This is a genomic window from Bacillus sp. Au-Bac7 (assembly GCF_021341655.1).
Classification (GTDB): Bacteria; Bacillota; Bacilli; order Bacillales; family Cytobacillaceae; genus Niallia.
On record NZ_JAJTTG010000002.1, the window covers coordinates 159,823 to 173,033 of the forward strand.

The 13,211-nt window shown below is 36.1% G+C and carries 15 protein-coding genes and 13 tRNA genes; 25 read left to right on the top strand and 3 right to left on the bottom strand.

The genetic code is table 11. From position 1 onward, the window contains the following. The first annotated feature begins 622 nt into the window (after positions 1-622). The 5 genes from LXM54_RS09275 to LXM54_RS09295 all read left to right on the top strand — a co-directional run bounded on the left by LXM54_RS09275 (position 623) and on the right by LXM54_RS09295 (position 4,064). Entirely contained in the window at positions 623-904 is a 282-nt protein-coding gene (locus LXM54_RS09275; RefSeq protein WP_233314932.1) for a hypothetical protein, read from the top strand. 175 nt (positions 905-1,079) lie between these two features. Continuing rightward, on the top strand, positions 1,080-1,520 hold the full coding sequence (locus tag LXM54_RS09280; RefSeq protein WP_233314933.1) for a MerR family transcriptional regulator: 441 nt from the start codon (positions 1,080-1,082) through the stop codon (positions 1,518-1,520). Between the two features lie 305 nt (positions 1,521-1,825). Beyond that, on the top strand, positions 1,826-2,428 hold the full coding sequence (locus tag LXM54_RS09285) for a GNAT family N-acetyltransferase (protein ID WP_233314934.1): 603 nt from the start codon (positions 1,826-1,828) through the stop codon (positions 2,426-2,428). Next, a complete protein-coding gene (locus LXM54_RS09290; protein WP_233314935.1) occupies positions 2,412-3,404 on the top strand; it encodes an alpha/beta hydrolase family protein in 993 nt (330 codons plus the stop codon). The genes LXM54_RS09285 and LXM54_RS09290 overlap by 17 nt, the downstream gene beginning before the upstream one ends. A gap of 171 nt (positions 3,405-3,575) precedes the next feature. After that, positions 3,576-4,064, top strand: coding sequence for a pyridoxamine 5'-phosphate oxidase family protein (locus LXM54_RS09295; RefSeq protein WP_233314936.1), 489 nt, complete (start codon positions 3,576-3,578; stop codon positions 4,062-4,064). A gap of 69 nt (positions 4,065-4,133) precedes the next feature. On the opposite strand, the gene LXM54_RS09300 is transcribed toward LXM54_RS09295, so the two are convergent. Beyond that, a complete protein-coding gene (locus LXM54_RS09300) occupies positions 4,134-4,550 on the bottom strand; it encodes a hypothetical protein (protein ID WP_233314937.1) in 417 nt (138 codons plus the stop codon). 217 nt (positions 4,551-4,767) lie between these two features. Here LXM54_RS09300 and LXM54_RS09305 point away from each other — a divergent pair, with 217 nt between their 5' ends. The 4 genes from LXM54_RS09305 (at position 4,768) to LXM54_RS09320 (ending at position 7,884) form a co-directional block, all read left to right on the top strand. Continuing rightward, positions 4,768-5,154: a hypothetical protein gene (locus LXM54_RS09305; protein WP_233314938.1), complete on the top strand. Its 387-nt coding sequence runs from the start codon at positions 4,768-4,770 to the stop codon at positions 5,152-5,154. Positions 5,155-5,206: 52 nt separating this feature from the next. Further along, positions 5,207-5,851, top strand: a complete 645-nt coding sequence (locus tag LXM54_RS09310; protein WP_325169559.1) for an NAD(P)-dependent oxidoreductase — start codon at positions 5,207-5,209, stop codon at positions 5,849-5,851. A 585-nt stretch (positions 5,852-6,436) separates the two neighbouring features. Next, positions 6,437-6,643: a hypothetical protein gene (locus tag LXM54_RS09315; protein WP_233314939.1), complete on the top strand. Its 207-nt coding sequence runs from the start codon at positions 6,437-6,439 to the stop codon at positions 6,641-6,643. A gap of 113 nt (positions 6,644-6,756) precedes the next feature. After that, positions 6,757-7,884 carry an SH3 domain-containing protein gene (locus LXM54_RS09320; RefSeq protein ID WP_233314940.1) on the top strand — a complete coding sequence of 376 codons (1,128 nt, stop codon included), beginning with the start codon at positions 6,757-6,759 and terminating at the stop codon, positions 7,882-7,884. A gap of 121 nt (positions 7,885-8,005) precedes the next feature. On the opposite strand, the gene LXM54_RS09325 is transcribed toward LXM54_RS09320, so the two are convergent. After that, positions 8,006-8,878: a YitT family protein gene (locus LXM54_RS09325; RefSeq protein WP_233315622.1), complete on the bottom strand. Its 873-nt coding sequence runs from the start codon at positions 8,876-8,878 to the stop codon at positions 8,006-8,008. Between the two features lie 214 nt (positions 8,879-9,092). On the opposite strand from LXM54_RS09325, the gene LXM54_RS09330 reads away from it, so the two are divergent. Then, positions 9,093-9,602: a CBO0543 family protein gene (locus LXM54_RS09330; protein ID WP_233314941.1), complete on the top strand. Its 510-nt coding sequence runs from the start codon at positions 9,093-9,095 to the stop codon at positions 9,600-9,602. A 54-nt stretch (positions 9,603-9,656) separates the two neighbouring features. Continuing rightward, the gene (locus tag LXM54_RS09335) at positions 9,657-9,812 is read left to right on the top strand and encodes a hypothetical protein (protein WP_233314942.1); all 156 of its coding nucleotides are present in this window, start codon (positions 9,657-9,659) and stop codon (positions 9,810-9,812) included. A gap of 103 nt (positions 9,813-9,915) precedes the next feature. On the opposite strand, the gene LXM54_RS09340 is transcribed toward LXM54_RS09335, so the two are convergent. After that, a complete protein-coding gene (locus LXM54_RS09340; protein ID WP_233314943.1) occupies positions 9,916-10,365 on the bottom strand; it encodes an RrF2 family transcriptional regulator in 450 nt (149 codons plus the stop codon). Positions 10,366-10,530: 165 nt separating this feature from the next. Between LXM54_RS09340 and hmpA the strand changes: the two genes are divergently transcribed. The 14 genes from hmpA to LXM54_RS09410 all read left to right on the top strand — a co-directional run bounded on the left by hmpA (position 10,531) and on the right by LXM54_RS09410 (position 13,210). Beyond that, on the top strand, positions 10,531-11,727 hold the full coding sequence (gene hmpA / locus LXM54_RS09345) for an NO-inducible flavohemoprotein (RefSeq protein WP_233314944.1): 1,197 nt from the start codon (positions 10,531-10,533) through the stop codon (positions 11,725-11,727). A 311-nt stretch (positions 11,728-12,038) separates the two neighbouring features. Continuing rightward, a tRNA-Glu gene (locus LXM54_RS09350) sits at positions 12,039-12,113 on the top strand. Between the two features lie 6 nt (positions 12,114-12,119). Continuing rightward, a tRNA-Val gene (locus LXM54_RS09355) sits at positions 12,120-12,195 on the top strand. A 7-nt stretch (positions 12,196-12,202) separates the two neighbouring features. Next, positions 12,203-12,278: transfer RNA gene (locus LXM54_RS09360), tRNA-Thr, on the top strand. Positions 12,279-12,294: 16 nt separating this feature from the next. Further along, positions 12,295-12,370 (top strand) — tRNA-Lys (locus tag LXM54_RS09365). A gap of 5 nt (positions 12,371-12,375) precedes the next feature. Continuing rightward, positions 12,376-12,460 (top strand) — tRNA-Leu (locus LXM54_RS09370). Positions 12,461-12,478: 18 nt separating this feature from the next. Then, positions 12,479-12,553: transfer RNA gene (locus LXM54_RS09375), tRNA-Gly, on the top strand. Positions 12,554-12,560: 7 nt separating this feature from the next. Continuing rightward, positions 12,561-12,637: transfer RNA gene (locus LXM54_RS09380), tRNA-Arg, on the top strand. Positions 12,638-12,640: 3 nt separating this feature from the next. Continuing rightward, a tRNA-Pro gene (locus LXM54_RS09385) sits at positions 12,641-12,717 on the top strand. Between the two features lie 21 nt (positions 12,718-12,738). Then, a tRNA-Ala gene (locus LXM54_RS09390) sits at positions 12,739-12,814 on the top strand. A gap of 29 nt (positions 12,815-12,843) precedes the next feature. Next, a tRNA-Met gene (locus tag LXM54_RS09395) sits at positions 12,844-12,920 on the top strand. A gap of 6 nt (positions 12,921-12,926) precedes the next feature. Further along, positions 12,927-13,003: transfer RNA gene (locus tag LXM54_RS09400), tRNA-Ile, on the top strand. Positions 13,004-13,021: 18 nt separating this feature from the next. Then, positions 13,022-13,114: transfer RNA gene (locus tag LXM54_RS09405), tRNA-Ser, on the top strand. 22 nt (positions 13,115-13,136) lie between these two features. After that, positions 13,137-13,210, top strand: a tRNA-Met gene (locus LXM54_RS09410). The last annotated feature ends 1 nt before the right edge of the window (position 13,211 follow it).

Sequence of the window (13,211 nt, forward strand, 5' to 3'; positions counted from 1 at the left end):
CCATTCATAAAGGACTGTTATTTTATTTCATGAAATATCTCTTCTTTATTACTTGAATAAATATGACAACATCTATAGGCTGCTTCACTATGTTATTCTTTGTTTGTTGGATGGATTAAACCATTTCGTGGGCATATTTATTTTTATTATCCTCATCAAGTTCTGAGTTATTTTTTACAGATAACTGTATGTAATAAGGGAATTTTTCTTTAGATTGTTTATCCATTAAATATTATTCTTGGAGAATATCAAAATTAATACTTTCTTCTGTGTAATATGTTTGGTAGTAAAAAAAGACTCTTTAATAAAGTTATTCTGAATTAGCTGTAAAAGAATCGACAGAACCAAGAAAAAAAAACGGTCTGTTTGCATTTTCACTCTGCATTATCATTTTTTCTTTATTTAGTCTAATAAATGAGGACAATATTAATAAGTTAGACGAGGGGGAAATACACGATATAAGGTAACGGTCGCTTATTTGTCAGAAAGTGAGCATGGAAGCATTGTAATTTCTATTTACTGGTTAATTTGAAACTTTTAAGATAGCAAAACGTATATATAATTACCAGATAATATTAATTAATACTATAAATGGAAGTATAGAGAAAGAAGTGAAGATGATATGGCAAAAGATAAATGGAAAGGTTTCGTTGCTTTAGGGATTTTACTAACTGCTATTGGATTTATTCTACTATTTTTCAGTATTAAATTTGGTACATTCACTGCTGAAAATTGGCTTATTAAACAAGGAGGGGCAGACACTCCTACATACCATTTAGTAATGAAAGGCTACATAAATAATTTTTTGACTGCTGGCAGTATACTTTTTGGAATTGGTCTTGTCACAACGCTGGTTGGGTATTTTAAGATGCTTACTTCTTCGTCACTTAATAGAATGAACTAAAATCGGGCGCTTACCCATAGAAATTATGGGTGTGTCTTTTTTTATGTTAGCCAATGGTGTTATAAAGCAATCATTAGGCTGATATTTCTTTATGGCTTGTAAAAAGTAAATGGAAAATGATTGACTGTGTGGTAACCACACGGTTTTTGCTGTAAATATGATTGGAGGAATAAGCATGCAGCACTTAACAAGTGGAGAATTAGCTAAATTACTGAATATAACGAAATACGTGGTAAGGCATTATGAGGAACAACAATTAATACAGCCCGCATTTATTGATGTAAATGGCTATCATATGTATGGAGAAGCGGAAGTGTATGCGATGTCACATATTTTGCTGCTAAAGCAATTAGGATTTTCGTTAAAAGAAATAAAAAACATTGTGGAGAAGAAAACAGATTATACAGAAGCATTATCTAGTGTACTAGTACATTTCGAGAATGAAATTACACGTCTTACTAAGTTAAAGGGGAATGTACAAACCATTCTCGAGCTTCAACAAACTGAAACATACAAGCTGGTCGAAGAGAATAAAGAAGACAGATATTTTGCCTGCTTTGAGGATGAATTTGTAGATGAAGCATACAACCTAAATTTGAAAAAGCTAGCTAAATAGAAAAATGGCAATAGAAATATTGTAGAAGATGTCTCTTATGCAATATTAGAGAATGGAAGTAATGTCAAAGTAATGTATAGAACGAGTTTGGAAGAAGCAGATTATGCTTTTCGTGCAGGAACCTACTATTGTAAGAAAATATGTGTAGAACTAGAAGACCAACTTTTAGAAGAGATAGAGTGTTTTTACAAGAATCTCGATCTGATAAATGCCAAATTTGAACATGATTTATTGATACTAGAGGAAGCGAATTTATCAGCATTTTATATCAAAGAGATGGTATATAGTTTAGAGGTTAAGGCGAAATGAAGCGAGGAATTGCTAGTTCTAGAAAGGATATAGAAGAGATAGCGGTTCTATTATTGGAAGGATTTCAGGAAGAATTTCAAGCACTAAACTTGCCAGAAGTCGAGCGGAGTTTTGTTTTGCGTTGCCTAGCAGAGCATATTTTACAGAATCACCGAGATAATTTGCTCATAGTAAGAGATAAGAAAATAGAAGGAATTTTATTTATTAAACCAAAAAAGTGGAAGGGACTAAAATTATTGGGTCGGTTGTTTATACAGTTAAATTTACAAGCATTTTTTAAAACATGTATTTTCCTTGTAGCGTTCGATCATAGAAGCAAAGCTAAAGAAATTCACATAGACTTTATAGCCGTAACTAAATGTAACCGAGGAAAAGGAATTGGTACACAGCTTATTAAATTGGTTAAAAACTTGGTGAAGGGTGATCAGTATGTAACATTATATGTTTCTGCAACTAACGCTGCTGCTAGTAGACTTTATGAAAGACTAGGATTCCAGATAAAGAAAAAAGGAACAAGTTTAATAGGAAGGCAGTATGGAATAGAGAGGTGGTATTTCATGGAGTGGAAAGGGATAAAAAATAATGAATACGAGGTTTAAATTACTTATTAGCATTGTATTGATAATAATGACAATCGCTAGTTTCCTTTATGAAAATGACTACGCTATGCTGGAGAAAGAGGTGAACATTAAAACCAAGCAAGGAAATTTAGAAGGCTTTCTTGCCATGCCTAAAGAGAAGAATGAAGGAATTGTTATATTTGTTCATGGAGATGGACCGCAAAACGCAACACAGGATGGAGGTTATAAGCCTTTAATGGAACGGTTTGCAAAACAAGGCTATGCATCTGTATCTTGGAATAAACCAGGAATAGGAGATTCAGCAGGGAATTGGTTAGATCAAACAATGGACGATCGAGCGAAGGAAGTAGAAGAAGTAATCGAATGGGCAAAGCAGCAGAAATCTATGAATACAGAGAAAATCATCCTCTGGGGAGCTAGCCAAGCTGGCTGGGTAGTTCCAAAAGTACAGCAAAATCGCACCGATATTACAGCAGCTATTTTAGTGGGTCCTGCCATCAATTGGCTTAGACAAGGAGAGTATTTTACGACCATGGAAATGAAAAGAGCTGGCAAAACGGATGAAGAAATACAGAGTGAACTAGACAAGGATGAACAAGCGTCTAATCTTATTGAATCAGGCGCTTCCTATAAAGAATACATGCAAAAAACGAATGACAACAGCTTATCCGAAGATAGATACACATTTGTGCAAAAGAATATTTCAGCAGATGGGACAGAAGATATTAAGAAAATTAACTCCCCAGTATATTTGATATTAGCTGAAAATGATGAGAATGTGGATTCTAAGGATACAGTGAAGACATACAAAGAATGGTTACCGGAAACGCAATTAACAGTAAAAACGATATTAGGAGTCAAGCATTCTATGTTAAATCCATACTTGCATGATTCAGAATTTTTAATCTATGTAAGTGCCATCTTAGCTCCAAAGGATACACTGATAAGTAAAGTCTATTTGGATTATTGTGAGGAAATAGTTCGTCACATATAAAATAAGGTTTAGATTTTCGTATTAAAAAACTTTGTATAATGCTTGATTTAAGGAAGCATTTCGCAGAGATATTATTAAATAATTCAACTAATCATTATTAAGCAGTCCTCCCTGATTAAAAGTTTTGGAAAAGGGTAATATACCTCTATAAACTTAAATGAGGTGATGGAGATGTCTAACATGATAAAACAAGAAGAGTTGGAAACATTAAGAGAGTTAATTAAAGACATAGACACAGCCATGCTAACGACGGTAACAGAAGAAGGGCTTGTGTCTCGTCCTATGAAAACACAAGAAGTAGAGTTTGATGGTGATTTGTGGTTCTTCACGAAAAAAGAGACGGATAAATATGAAGAAATCTTACATGATCAAGACGTTAATGTTGCTTATGCAGGTAAATCCTATGTTTCTGTTCGCGGAAGAGCGGAAATCGTAGAGGATTTAAATAAGAAAAAGGAATTATGGAGCAAAGCATACGAGCAAATTATGCAAACTTCTTATGATGATCCTAGCGTTGTCTTAATAAAGGTGAAAGCAGAAGCGGCTGAATATTGGGAAACAGGTAATTTCACGAAGAAGATGGCCTTTTTCTATAAACGGATGACAGGGCAAAGCTCTAAATCTACAGATGTTAATGAAACAGTTGAATTGAATCAGTAATAAAATGGGTTGTCTGAATATCAGGCAACCCATTTTATCTTTCTCTTGCTATTAATAATTGCATTTATATTATTTGATTTCGATTGTATCTTTATGAGATTTTCCATCTTTCTCATAAGTAATAATTAATTTGTATACATGTCCCTCAACTAGTTCGTCTCCTAATAGAAAGTCAGTAAAGAATGGGTTTGCGTTTGTTACAGAACCATCTTCATCTCTTCCATGACTAAACTCATCCTGCTCAGCTATTATTTCACCATTATCCATATATTCTAATTTGGACACATTAACTTTTTCGTTATTTAATTGCTTTATTTTACCTTGCCAACCGCTTGGCGCACTTTCATCAAGGTTTTTCTTGTATGTATATTTCCACATACCGTTGTCAGATTTACCAGAAATAGAAATGCTTGAAATGTATGCATATATACCAGAAAAAATAATGAGGAGACTTAAAAATCCAATCAAAAATCTCTTTTTCTTCAACAATTTCTCTCCTTTATGTTTAGTGGGGGGCTTTATGTTATTAAAATAGCAAATACATTGTGTCAATCTTGAAACATTAGACGATGATAAATTGGAAAAGTTTCTTTTTATGTATAATTATGGAACTTTTTTATTTTCCGTTCGTATAGAGAATAGATCGCTTTTTGTAACGGTTTAATAAAAGAGTATCCTGATTAACCAAAAAGGAGTATCAATTATGGTAAAAAGACTTTCTATGATGTTAGTGATTATGATATTGGCAGTCATTACTTTATTCCTAGCTGCTAAAAATCCGACAGGCCCTAATACTGTTTCATTTGATGAACCGCAAAATTTTTTAACGTCCCTTGGTACACTTATAGTTCTGTTATTACCACCATTGATTTTAGCTTTTTTTAATCATGTTGCTTTAAATATTATTTCTGCAGTTTATCAAGCGTTTATAGTACTGACCTTTTTAGGGGTAGTTATCGTAGGTTTAGTGATTCCCAGTATTTTAATAAGCATTATTGGTGGTTTAGGAACCATTGTTGGAATAATTAGTATTGTTATGACCCTATTTGACCTTGGGAATGGAAGGAATTCAGTGGTAGTAAAAAAATGAGGGCGTGGCAAACTCTGAATAAATGGTATAGTGACTATTTTACTTGAGGTGGATGATGGATAATCTAAATAAGATTGCTATTATTGGAGGAACAGGAAAGGTTGGACGTCGAATTGCTGTTAAAGCGTTAGAAAACGGCTATCAAGTTCGAATGCTTGTTAGAACTCCCAAAAAGTTATCTTTAAATGACGATAGGATAGAAATAGTAGAAGGGGCTGTCCAGAATAGAGAAGATATTCAAAAGCTGCTAAAGGATTGTCAAATAGTAATTAATACTTTTGGGCAACCCCTCAAAGAGAAACCGATTTATAGCAGTGTTACGAAGACAATTATTGAGATAATGGCAGAATTACAAATTGAACGTTATATAGGTGTTACTGGAGGTTCCTTAACTATTTCTAACGATAAAAAAAGTCTTATAAATAGACTTGGTGCAAAGCTGTTTGAAAATTTTTACTCTGATATGATGATAGATAAGAAAAAAGAATGGGATTTTCTTAACAGTAATGAACAGATTATAAAATGGACTCTAATTAGGCTGCCATTCATCACTGATCAGGAGGATATAGGATACATAAAAGAAAATCTAACAGATTTACCAGGAATAAAAATAACAAATGGAGATATCGCTACTTTTATAATTAACCAAATTGAAGATTCGAAATATATACAAAAAGCACCTTTTATTTCCAATTAATTTTATTTAAAATGGTAGGTTCTGTAATAAAATGAATTAAAGCAGACAGTAATTGTAACTTTGGAGGAGAGATATGAGAATCTTCTTTTCAATCTTATCAATAATATCCACACTGTTAGGATTTCTTATGATTGTATCATTTTCTAAGGATGGAGAAATTTGTGAAACATTATCTTTTGGAACAAAGGGAATGTCATTTATGTACATACTAAACCTTTATAATTTTCTAGGAGTATTGTTTGCATTTCCTGCAGAGAGGAACAAATACAGATTCATATTGTTCACTTTTAGCACCATTATGCTCTTGATAAGTCTAAGCCTAACCTTTGTTGGTTTGTATGGATTTCAAGAACCTTAAATTTAAGTAAAATGAAAACAAAACTGGTCATAAACTAATAAGACACGTCGAATATCAATTGGCAAACTGATTCCTTCCTAATTTTCTCCCAAAAATAGATAATATAAATAACAATAATTAGCCATCACTACATACGGTATAAATTAGAGTAAGACCAGAAGGAGAATCAGTTACTTTAATGGTGAATTTTAAACGGATTGGTTAAATTATCTCTTAGGAGTGATGACATGAATTTTTTGCATTGGTATGATTGGATACAGCCTACAACACCGTCTGCATCGATTATTTTCGGAATTCTCTTCACTGTGATTGCCGCAGCAACTGTGTGGTTTAATACAAGAAAAAAGAAAAGTACTGGCATTGCCTTTTTAACAGGATTGAGTGTAACGGTTATAGGGGTATATATTTTAGTAGTAACAGGGTTCTATAGCTGAACCCTGTTAAATGTATGTCAACCATTACATTTTGGTGATTTTTATGTGATGGAAACTAGTAATCAGCAAAAAACTGCTACAATATGGTGGTTGTGTAGAAAGGGAGTGATAGGATGAAAAAGTATATTTATATGGTAGTAACCTGCTTTGTGCTAAGTGCAAGTCTTGTTGCAGGTCAAGGGATTTTAGGAATGCCCTCTGCAAAAGCTGCCAGTTCTGTAACATATACAGTAACAGCTGATACACTGAATGTAAGAAGTGGTTCGAGTACAAAGCATAAAGTGATTGGTTCAGTAAAAAAAGGTAGTAAGCTGTCTGTACAAAAGAAGGAATCGAACGGCTGGTATAAGATAACCTTTAAAGGAAAAACAGGTTATGTGAGCGGCACATATGTGAAAGCGGCTTCAGCAAGTACTACAACTTATACGGTAACCGCAGACACTTTGAATGTAAGAAGCGGCTCGAGCACGAAGTATAAAGTGATTGGCTCTGTAAAAAAGGGAACAAAGCTTACAGTTCAGAAGAAGGAATCAAATGGCTGGTATAAAATTGATTTTAAAGGGAAAACAGGCTATGTCAGCGGTACATATGTAAAAGCAGCAACATCATCTAGTGTTTCATCAAGTTCTTCCATTGAGGATACTATAAATAATATGAAGACACTTGGTAAGGCCCAACAGTTGATATTAGTGACATCATCGAATGCTTCTTCTAAAACAGCGACAATACGTACATTTGAGAAGACTAATGGCAAATGGAAACAAGTTCAATCGATGACAGGCGTGCTTGGCAAAAATGGAATGACTGACAAAATGTCAGAAGGCTCTCAAGCTTCACCGACAGGGAAATATACAATTGGGACAGCCTTTGGGAGAGGAGCTAATCCAGGTACGAAATTGCCATATCGCAAAATTACAAGTGATGATGTTTGGGTAGATGATCCAGCCTCCTCCTTATACAATACTTGGCAAAAGGCTTCTAAAAACAATGGACGCTGGAAAAGTGCCGAAAAGATGAATATTCCTGAATATGATTTAGGATTTGTTATCAATTATAATACGAAAAACCCTGTTGCAGGAAAAGGAAGCGCGATTTTCTTCCATGTTGCAGGCAAGTATGGCTATACAGCCGGCTGCACAGCCACTTCTAAAGCTAATGTAACGACAGTGTTAAAATGGCTGAATCCAGACAAAAACCCTGTAATTATTCAAACGCCAGATTCTGGTCTAGGCAAATACTAGGTTTATTACTGTCTGTCTTAAGTAAAAGGACAAGCCTCACTCTTCGTGAGTGAGGCTTGTCCTTTCATTAGTAAATAGAAAAAAGGCGAGAAAGAATATTTTTCTTTCTCGCCTATGTTGTTTAATGGATATCTTTCTTTTTGAAATTACCGCCTTTAACTTCTGCTACATCATAAACTGTAACGAAGGCGCCACTGTCAATTTCATAGATGATTTCTTTCATTTTGCTTTCTTCCAGTCTATTGATGACACAAGTGATTTCTTTAAATCTTTCACTAGAATAGGCTCCCTGTACTAGACTGTATGTAGCACTTCTGCCTAGTCTGTCACGGATAGTCTCTACCATCAATTCTGGTTCATTTGTAATGATTTTAAAGGTTTTAGATCCGCTTAAACCTTCTTCGACGATATGGATTACTTTAGAGGCGATAAAGTAGGCGATACCAGAGAGGATTGCTCCTTGTAGACCGAATACGATTGATACAATAGCAAATACAAAAACATTAAGAAATAAAATAAGGTCGCTCGTACCAAAAGGCAATTTTCGTGACAGTAATACTGCAAGCATATCAATTCCATCAAGTGCTCCACCGTTACGCAAAGCAAGACCCATACCAAAACCGATGATGATTCCGCCGACTACAGTAACAAGCAATGTATCTCCATGAATAATCGTATTGATATGGTGCATAAGCACTGTACCTGCAGCCAGTGAGGCGATGCCGATTATGGAAAATATCGCAAAACTCTTACCTATTTGCTTATATCCTAAAAATACAAATGGTAAATTTAAAATAGCAATCAAAATGCCTAGCGGTAAATCTGTCAGTTGGGATATAACAATGCTGATCCCGGTAACTCCACCGTCGGAAACATTGTTTGGAATTAATACTGCTTCAAGTCCATAAGCTGTAATGAACCCGCCAATAATTACTAATAAAATCCGCGATAAAAACTTAACATTATTGGGCTTTTTTTTCGTGATCACACTCATTTCTTTTTCCTCGTTTCTTTCTACACTTTTTTTATTTAGCACAATTAATACTACCATAAATTCCGCCTTTTTTCACAAAAGGAAGGTTATTAAGACAAATTCCAAGCATTTTTTACATCATCTTTTCTTACTATGGAAAGAATAGATTCAAAGGACCTCGGTCATTTGTACTAAAGGGATTTGCTGTTTATATTATTACCTGAAAGGGCTGTGTATGATGCACGTCGCCATCACACTTCTGACTATTATAGCCTCTCTTAAATGGGGAGATTGGAAAAACTGGCGAAAATATCATGCCAGTATGTTTTTTATATCTACAGGTGGTCTGCTTTATGAGTATATCGTGAATGAAAATACACTTTGGAAGTTTCATCCCGATTTTTTATACAGCCACGAGATGATTGTCGTTATTTATGCACTTATAACCATGCCGATTAGTATCTTTCTCTTCTTGTCCCATTTCCCTGAAGGGTGGGTAAAGCGCATAATTTACATAGTAGTCTGGTCTGTAATCTATATAGTGATAGAGTGGATACTATTTTTGACAGGAAGAATATCGTACCAAAACAGCTGGCAATTTGGATATTCCTTTTTGTTTGATCTTATTATGTTCTCTGTCATTGCATTGCATCAGCAAAAACCAGGTCGAGCATATATAATATCTATAATCGTTATCGTTTTTCTTATTCTTTGGTTCGATGTCCCATTTAAAGTGCTAAAATGATTTATATGGAGATATATGTATATAATTAACCAACGATTGAGGGGGATGTTTCTATTGGAAAAAATAATCATGAATAATGATGATTCAAGCAAGGGCTTTTACTTATGTATGCAATTGTTATCACTTATAACATGTAAAAGAGTCAGCTTAATAGAAAGATGGAAGGAACAGTTTGAGAGTTGTGATGTAAGAGACAATGAAAAGATTTAATAAAAGCATGCAGTGTCTTCAATTTAAGCAGTATAAACAATGAAGACGTAAGGATAAAGAGGTAAACCTCAAACGCAGTAGTTTGAGGTTTTTTTGTACTCATTTATTTATTAGAAAATGGATCTCCAATTAAGGCATTAAGTTCGTCATCATTATGAAGGAAATCTTCTAGCGTATAGCTGTTAAGAACGGACAAGAATGCCTGAAGCGCCTCATTTAGAGCATGCTTTAGCTTACAGGAAGGGGTTAGGATGCAGTAATTTCTTCCTTCAGTGAAGCAGTTGACAATATGGAAATCTTCTTCTGTTGCTGTTACTACTTTCCCGATATTGATCTCATTAGGTTTCATAGCGAGTTTTAATCCGCCATTTCGCCCTCTGATTGTTTCAATATAGCCAAGTTTTCCTAAGTGATGAATGATTTTCATTAGATGGTTCTTAGAAATATTATATGTATCGGCAATTTCTTGAATAGTACTTAATTGACCGTCCTTTTTTAATCCTAAATATACTAACACGCGTAAAGAATAATCCGTATAATTTGTTAATCTCATTAGAAAACCTCCATTGAAGCTCTCTTTATTATAGCACCTAACCTCTTAATGTGTAATTGTGACAAATTTATGAAAGATGTATTCAAAATATATCTTTTGTAATTAAGTTAAGTATAATGGAAACATGTAGAACAAATACATGTTTAAATGATGGGGGAAATAATCATGTTAAATGAAAAAACAATTGAAATTATTAAGAGTACTGTGCCTGTATTAGAATTGCATGGAACAGAGATAACAACTCGCTTTTACAAAACACTATTTACTAATCATCCAGAACTATTGAATATCTTTAATCATGCTAATCAAAGAGAGGGTAAGCAGCAAACGGCTCTCGCTAATGCTGTTTATGCAGCAGCGGTTCATATTGATAAGTTAGGTGCGATTATTCCGGTTGTTAAACAAATTGCGCAAAAACATAGAGCGCTAGGTGTATTGCCAGAACATTATCCAATTGTTGGGGAAACGTTATTACAAGCTATCAAGGATGTATTGGGCGATGCCGCAACAGATGAGATTATCGGTGCATGGGCAGAGGCTTATGGTGTTATTGCAGATGCCTTTATCGGTATTGAACAAGATATGTACAGAGAAGCAAAAGAACAAACAGGCGGCTGGGAAGGCTTCCGAAACTTTGTCGTTACAAAGAAAGTAGCAGAAAGTGATGTAATAACATCCTTCTATTTAGAAGCAGAAGACGGACAGGAAATTGCATCATTCCTACCAGGTCAATACTTAACAGTAAGAGTGCATCCAGAAGGAGAAGAATATTCACATATTCGCCACTACAGCTTATCTGATGCGTCAGGCAAGTCTTACTATCGTATAAGTGTGAAGCGAGAAGAACATGGGGTAGTTTCCAATTACCTTCATAATGAAATCCAAGCAGGTTCTGTCTTAGAAATAAGTGCACCAGCTGGGGAATTTGTTCTTGACCAAAAGGAAACTCCAGTTGTACTAATCAGTGGCGGTGTCGGCATTACCCCAATGATCAGCATGCTTAACACAATTGTCAAAGAGCAGCCAGAGCGAGAAGTAGTGTTTGTTCACGGTGCATTGAACAGCTCTGTTCATGCAATGAAACAAGAATTGCAACAGCTAACTGATAAGCATACTAATATAAGAAGTTATGTTGCTTACTCTTCACCAACAGAAAAAGATATAGAAGCTAAGGTATTTGATAAAGAAGGCTATATGGATCTTGAATGGCTGCAGTCAATTGTTCCAAATAAGGATGCGGATTTCTATTTCTGCGGACCAACTGCATTTATGAAACTAATAAACGCTCATTTAAAAGAATTGCATGTGCCAGCGGCGAATATTCATTTTGAATTTTTTGGTCCAGCAAGCAATTTGGAATAGTTGAATAGGGAGGAGCGGGCAAATGTCCGCTTCTTTTTCATCTATTCTAAAAATCAATCTTCGTTTTCATTCGTTTTTTTGGTGCAAAGGGTGCTTTTTTTTAAAACATATTTCGTTTAAAATAAAAAAACCGTCTTAAAAACAGGGCGGTTTTCCTTGATATGACGGCATTTTGCAAAAATGAGCCTATTTTTTTAAAAAAGTTTTAAAAAAGTGTTGACGTTAACTCGCATAGAGTTATATAATACTACTTGTCGCTGATACAACAAACGAAATAAACGCTGAATCAGCAAGGAAGAAATATAAAAACTGGCCCATTGGTCAAGCGGTTAAGACACCGCCCTTTCACGGCGGTAACACGGGTTCGAATCCCGTATGGGTCACCAATATTCGGAGGATTAGCTCAGCTGGGAGAGCATCTGCCTTACAAGCAGAGGGTCGGCGGTTCGATCCCGTCATCCTCCACCATATAAATGCCGATGTAGCTCAATTGGTAGAGCAACTGACTTGTAATCAGTAGGTTGGGGGTTCAAGTCCTCTCGTCGGCACCATCTTTTAAAATGAGATGAGTCATTAGCTCAGTTGGTAGAGCATCTGACTTTTAATCAGAGGGTCGCAGGTTCGAATCCTGCATGACTCACCATTTACGCGGGTGTGGCGGAATTGGCAGACGCACTAGACTTAGGATCTAGCGCCGCAAGGCGTGGGGGTTCGACTCCCTTCACCCGCACCATTTAATTTCACACTCTAAGCGGAAGTAGTTCAGTGGTAGAACACCACCTTGCCAAGGTGGGGGTCGCGAGTTCGAACCTCGTCTTCCGCTCCAAAAATATGCGCCCGTAGCTCAATTGGATAGAGCGTCTGACTACGGATCAGAAGGTTATGGGTTCGACTCCTTTCGGGCGCGCCATATCGGGAAGTAGCTCAGCTTGGTAGAGCACTTGGTTTGGGACCAAGGGGTCGCAGGTTCGAATCCTGTCTTCCCGACCATTAATATTCTAAAATAATAACGGGGCCTTAGCTCAGCTGGGAGAGCGCCTGCCTTGCACGCAGGAGGTCAGCGGTTCGATCCCGCTAGGCTCCACCAATTTTATAAAAATGTATGGATGATAATATGGCGGTGTAGCTCAGCTGGCTAGAGCGTACGGTTCATACCCGTGAGGTCGGGGGTTCGATCCCCTCCGCCGCTACCATATTTCGGACCTTTAGCTCAGTTGGTTAGAGCAGACGGCTCATAACCGTCCGGTCGTAGGTTCGAGTCCTACAAGGTCCACCATCGGAATGCTTTTATCAAGGAGGAATACCCAAGTCCGGCTGAAGGGATCGGTCTTGAAAACCGACAGGCGGGTCAAACCGCGCAGGGGTTCGAATCCCCTTTCCTCCTCCATTAGTTAAATAAATAATATTATCGCGGGGTGGAGCAGTCTGGTAGCTCGTCGGGCTCATAACCCGAAGGTCGCAGGTTCAAATCCTGTCCCCGCAAT

What these genes read in the sequence shown, in the direction of transcription:
- LXM54_RS09275 (WP_233314932.1), top strand. Translation starts at nt 623, where the DNA reads ATGGCAAAAGATAAATGGAAAGGTTTCGTTGCTTTAGGGATTTTACTA.
- LXM54_RS09280 (WP_233314933.1), top strand. Translation starts at nt 1,080, where the DNA reads ATGCAGCACTTAACAAGTGGAGAATTAGCTAAATTACTGAATATAACG.
- LXM54_RS09285 (WP_233314934.1), top strand. Translation starts at nt 1,826, where the DNA reads ATGAAGCGAGGAATTGCTAGTTCTAGAAAGGATATAGAAGAGATAGCG.
- LXM54_RS09290 (WP_233314935.1), top strand. Translation starts at nt 2,412, where the DNA reads ATGAATACGAGGTTTAAATTACTTATTAGCATTGTATTGATAATAATG.
- LXM54_RS09295 (WP_233314936.1), top strand. Translation starts at nt 3,576, where the DNA reads ATGTCTAACATGATAAAACAAGAAGAGTTGGAAACATTAAGAGAGTTA.
- LXM54_RS09305 (WP_233314938.1), top strand. Translation starts at nt 4,768, where the DNA reads ATGGTAAAAAGACTTTCTATGATGTTAGTGATTATGATATTGGCAGTC.
- LXM54_RS09310 (WP_325169559.1), top strand. Translation starts at nt 5,207, where the DNA reads ATGATGGATAATCTAAATAAGATTGCTATTATTGGAGGAACAGGAAAG.
- LXM54_RS09315 (WP_233314939.1), top strand. Translation starts at nt 6,437, where the DNA reads ATGAATTTTTTGCATTGGTATGATTGGATACAGCCTACAACACCGTCT.
- LXM54_RS09320 (WP_233314940.1), top strand. Translation starts at nt 6,757, where the DNA reads ATGAAAAAGTATATTTATATGGTAGTAACCTGCTTTGTGCTAAGTGCA.
- LXM54_RS09325 (WP_233315622.1), bottom strand. Translation starts at nt 8,878, where the DNA reads ATGAGTGTGATCACGAAAAAAAAGCCCAATAATGTTAAGTTTTTATCG.
- LXM54_RS09330 (WP_233314941.1), top strand. Translation starts at nt 9,093, where the DNA reads ATGATGCACGTCGCCATCACACTTCTGACTATTATAGCCTCTCTTAAA.
- LXM54_RS09340 (WP_233314943.1), bottom strand. Translation starts at nt 10,365, where the DNA reads ATGAGATTAACAAATTATACGGATTATTCTTTACGCGTGTTAGTATAT.
- hmpA (WP_233314944.1), top strand. Translation starts at nt 10,531, where the DNA reads ATGTTAAATGAAAAAACAATTGAAATTATTAAGAGTACTGTGCCTGTA.